At 71.8% G+C, this 4500-nt stretch carries 4 protein-coding genes; 1 reads left to right on the forward strand and 3 read right to left on the reverse strand.

What is annotated here, in order from left to right; genetic code table 11:
• Window positions 1-64: 64 nt before the first annotated feature.
• Window positions 65-418 carry a DUF1801 domain-containing protein gene (locus ODJ79_RS46255; protein ID WP_263030128.1) on the reverse strand — a complete coding sequence of 118 codons (354 nt, stop codon included), beginning with the start codon at window positions 416-418 and terminating at the stop codon, window positions 65-67.
• A 209-nt stretch (window positions 419-627) separates the two neighbouring features.
• Between ODJ79_RS46255 and ODJ79_RS46260 the strand changes: the two genes are divergently transcribed.
• Complete coding sequence (locus ODJ79_RS46260) at window positions 628-2016, forward strand: NAD-dependent epimerase/dehydratase family protein (protein WP_263030129.1); 1389 nt, start codon at window positions 628-630, stop codon at window positions 2014-2016.
• 10 nt (window positions 2017-2026) lie between these two features.
• Here the strand turns inward: ODJ79_RS46260 and ODJ79_RS46265 are convergent, their stop codons facing one another.
• Both ODJ79_RS46265 and ODJ79_RS46270 read right to left on the reverse strand, forming a co-directional pair.
• Window positions 2027-3748, reverse strand: a complete 1722-nt coding sequence (locus ODJ79_RS46265; RefSeq protein ID WP_263030130.1) for a glycerol-3-phosphate dehydrogenase/oxidase — start codon at window positions 3746-3748, stop codon at window positions 2027-2029.
• Window positions 3749-3773: 25 nt separating this feature from the next.
• A partial coding sequence (locus ODJ79_RS46270) for an FGGY family carbohydrate kinase (RefSeq protein WP_263030131.1) occupies window positions 3774-4500 on the reverse strand: 727 nt, incomplete at its 5' end.

Raw genomic sequence — 4500 nt, forward strand, 5'->3', positions numbered from 1 at the left:
ACTAGCCCCGGCGCGGCAGGTATTGTGCGCCCCGCACCGGCGACGGACCACAGCCGGCTGAGGGTCAGGGTCGCCGCCGCAGGGCCGCCGCCATCAGCTCGTGCAGTTCGGTGCGCTGCAGGTCGTTGGCGCTGCGCAGCTTGACGTGCCGGTGCACCCTGCCGCTGCCGTCCAGCAACCCGGCCGGGTCGGGCAGTTCGGCCCCGTGCGCGAGACCGAGCGTGACGTGCCGGCTGTGCGGGCTGACCACGAACACCAGCCCGCGATATCCGGTGCCGGCGCCGAAGCCGATGTCGCCGCCGTCGACCGTGACGGTGGCCTCGGGATAAAGCTGCAGGATCAATTCGCACAACTGTTCAGTGAGTTCGGCAATGTGCTGGTCGCGGGTGGCGAGCAGCCGCTTCACCTCGTCGTTCACGGCATCCTCCGGGCCATCCACCATGTAAATAGGTGGTCAAATAACTGTAAAATAGCATTATCAGCCTTGAATGAGCGCGGCGGTCCACATACGTTGGACTGGCTGTCTCGAATTACGAGGTCAGGGGAATTAAAAAACGAAATTGTTGCGGTTCGGTCGCCCAACCCTTCCCGACCTGGTCGTCAATGCGGCGGTTTGCGAGACCAATTATGAACAATATCGACGCCCTGATCGAACGGATGGCGGCGGAGGTGCCGCCCGGGCACCGGGAGTTGCCCGGGTCGATGCTCGACCGGCTCGCCGAACTCACCGCCGAGCTGCTGGACGCCCGGCCGGACTGCACGGCCGAGCTCGACCGTTACCTGTCCGTTCAGCACCGGTCGATCCCCGTCCCGCCGCAACGGGTGGCGGAACTGATCGGCGGACAGCGGATCGTGGTGACCGGCGGCAGCGGCTGCCTGGGTACCGTCCTGCTCGACCAGTTGACCAGGTTGGGCCCCCGCGAGCTGGTGAGCGTGTCGCTGTCCGAGCCCGACCGACCGGTCCCCGGTGTGCGGTACGAAACGGTGGACATCCGCGACCGCGGCGCGGTCGACCGGCTGCTGCACACCCTGCGCCCGTCGGTGGTCTTCCATCTGGCTGCCGAACGCGACCCCGGCCTCGCTGAGCGGGAGGCGGCGCGCACCCTGCACACCAATGCGATCGGAACCCGCAACGTGGCCGAGTCGGCCGAGGACGCGGGCGTCGCGCATTTCGGGTACGCCTCGACCGGCAAGGCGCTGCGCCCGTACAGCAGCGATGTCTACGCCGAGTCCAAGCGGATGGGCGAATGGGTGATGGGACAGGTCGCGTCGCGCGGGACGATGAACTGCGCCGGCACCCGCTTCACCCACGTCGTGGACAACTCCATCGTGCTACGACGATTCCGGCAGGCCTGTCGCCTGGGCCGTCCGGTACGCCTGCATTCGCCGCACACACTTTTCTACGCTCAATCCGCGATCGAGTCGGCGCAGCTGATGCTCGTCGCCCTGGCCGAGCCGAACGAACCCGTGTTCCGGCTCTGTATGATCCGCGATCTCGACTGGCCGATCCGGCTGCTGGACGTGGCGCTGGGAATCGTACGGGAGTCGGGCCGCGCGGCTCCGCTGTACATCGCCGGATTCGAGCCCGGCTATGAACCGGCGCCGTATCCCGGCCTGTACGACCCGCAGTTCGCCGGTGATCTCAGCCCTTTGATCAATGCCCTGGAGGCGCCGTTGGCCCGGCCGTCGGCGAGCCCGGCGGTGGACGTGGTCCCGATGCCGGCCCTGCCGTCCGGCGACCTGCTCCGGCGGATGACGGCGCTGGAGCAACACTGCCTGCACGGCGACGATGCCCGGGTCCGGGCCACCGCGGACGAGTTGGCCTGGGCGATGCTCGACGAGACCCTCCGGTTGGCCGCGCCGGGCACGCTACGCCGGATCGTCCGGCTCACCACGCCCTACCGTGCCGAGATGACGGCCGAACATCTGCGGATGGACGACATGTTCCGGCGCCATGCCGGCGGGGCGCCGGAACACACCCCCGAGCAGCAGCGCGCGGCGATCGCCGCGCGCTGAATCGCCACGGTCAGACCGCCGCCGCGAGCCGGGCGATCCCGCGGCCCGCACGCTGGGCCGCGTCCGCGCTCCGGTCGTCCGGCTGCTGCTGCGCGACGAGCTCGGCCGCCACCCGCGCCTCGTAGTCGGCGATCTCGCGGGCGGTGTCCTGGCCGGTCCAGCCGAGCGGCCCGGCGATCAGCTCCCCGGCGGCGCGGGCTGCCCGTACGCCCCGGTCGGGTGTCTCGATCGCGATGCGGGTACGCCGGATGAGCACGTCCTCCAGGTGCCGCGCGCCCTCGTGCGTCACCGCGTAGACCACCTCGGCCCGCAGGTAGTCGGGTGCGCCGTCGAGCGGCGCGCCGAGCGCGGGGTCGGTCTCGATCAGCGCCACCACCTCGTCGACCAGGGTGCCGTAGCGGTGCAGCAGGTGCTCGATCCGCCCGACGTGCAGGCCGGTACGGCGGGCCAGCACCGCCCGCCGGTTCCACGCCGCCGGGTAGCCGGCCGCGCCGAGCAGCGGTACCTGCGCCGTGCACGAGGCCGGCACCCGTACGGTGAGCTCCCGCGCCGCGGCGTCGACGGCGTCACGGGCCATCACCCGGTACGTCGTGTACTTGCCGCCGGCGATGACGACCAGGCCCGGCGCCGGACAGTCCACGGCGTGCTCGCGCGACAGCTTCGAGGTCAGCTCGGCGTCGGCCGACAGCAGCGGGCGCAGGCCGGCGTAGACGCCCTGCACGTCGTCGCGGGTCAGCGGGGTGACGAGCGCCTTGTTGACCTCGTCGAGCAGGTAGTCGACGTCGCGGCCGGACGCCGCCGGGTCGTCGGGGTCCAGGTCCCACGCCGTGTCGGTGGTGCCGATGATCCAGTGCCGCTCCCACGGGATGACGAACAGCACGCTGGTCGCCGTACGCAGGATCATGCCGCTGGTCGCCGGGATCTTGTCGCGCGCCACGACCAGGTGGACGCCCTTGGAGGCGGTGATGCGGAACTGCCCGCGCTCCGCCAGCATCGCCTGGAGGTCGCCGGTCCACACGCCGGTCGCGTTGATCACGGTGCGGGCCCGGATCTCCAGCTCGGCGCCGGACTCGACGTCGCGCGCCCGGACCCCGACGACCCGGCGGCCCTCCCGCAGGAATCCGAGGACCTCGGTACGCGACGCGACGTGCGCGCCGTGCGCCGCCGCGGTGCGCGCCAGGAACAGGGTGTGCCGCGCGTCGTCCACCTGCGCGTCGTAGTACTGGATCGCGCCGACCAGCGACTCGGGGCGCATCGCCGGGAAGGCGCGCAGGGCGGCGCCGCGGCCCAGGTGCCGGTGCCGGGGCAGGCCCGCGCTGAACCCACCCGAGATGCCGAGGGTGTCGTAGAGCAGCACGCCCGCGCCGGCGTACAGCCGCTCCCAGGCGCGATGCCGCAGCGGGTAGAGGAACGGGATCGGGCGCACCAGGTGCGGGGCCAGCCGCTGGACGAGCAGGCCGCGCTCGCGCAGCGCCTCGCGGACCAGGCCGAAGTCGAGCATCTCCAGGTAGCGCAGGCCGCCGTGGATCAGCTTGCTCGACCGGCTGGAGGTGCCGCTGGCGAAGTCCCGGGCCTCCAGCAGGCCGACCGAGAGCCCGCGGGTGGCCGCATCGAGCGCACAGCCCGCGCCGACCACGCCACCGCCGATCACCAGCACGTCGAGCTCGTCGCCGGTGGACATCGCGGCCAGGGCCGCCTCGCGCGCCCGCGGCGCCATCACTGCCGTGTTCATAGGATCCTCTTCTCGTGATGTGGGCTCAGCCGACGCTGACCCAGTTGAGGGTGCGGTCGACGGCCGCCTTCCATCGCGTGTGTCCCTCGTCGCGGCGGGCAGCCGACCAGGTCGGCGCCCAGCGCCGGTCCTCGCGCCAGTTGGCGCGCAGCTCCGCCGTCGAGCGCCAGAGGCCGACCGCGACCCCGGCGGCGTACGCCGCACCGAGCGCGGTGGTCTCGGCGACGGCCGGCCGGCTGACCGGCACGCCGAGGATGTCCGCCTGCAGCTGCATGCAGAGCTCGTTGACGGTCACCCCGCCGTCCACCCGCAGGCAGGGCAGCGACGTGCCGGAGTCGCGCGCCATCGCCTCGACCACGTCGCGGGTCTGGTAGCAGATGGCCTCGAGCGCGGCCCGGGTGATGTGCGCGGCGGTGTGATACCGGGACAGCCCGACGATCGCCCCCCGCGCGTCCGAGCGCCAGTACGGCGCGAACAGCCCCGAGAACGCCGGCACGAAGCAGACGCCCTCGCTGTCCTCGACCCGGCCGGCGAGCGTCTCGCTCTGCGCCGCGTCGTCGATGAGGCCGAGCTGGTCGCGCAGCCACTGCACGGCGGAGCCGGTCGCGGCGATCGAACCCTCCAGAGCAAACACCGGCGCCTCGTCGCCGAAGCGGTAGGCGACGGTGGTCAGCAGCCCGTGCGTCGAGCGCACCGGCGTCGTACCGGTGTTGAGCAGGACGAAGTTCCCGGTGCCGTAGGTGCATTTGGCC

The sequence above is a fragment of the Actinoplanes sp. KI2 genome, assembly GCF_025630775.1.
Taxonomy (GTDB): Bacteria; Actinomycetota; Actinomycetes; order Mycobacteriales; family Micromonosporaceae; genus Actinoplanes.

What these genes read in the sequence shown, in the direction of transcription:
- ODJ79_RS46265 (WP_263030130.1), bottom strand. Translation starts at nt 3,748, where the DNA reads ATGAACACGGCAGTGATGGCGCCGCGGGCGCGCGAGGCGGCCCTGGCC.
- ODJ79_RS46260 (WP_263030129.1), top strand. Translation starts at nt 628, where the DNA reads ATGAACAATATCGACGCCCTGATCGAACGGATGGCGGCGGAGGTGCCG.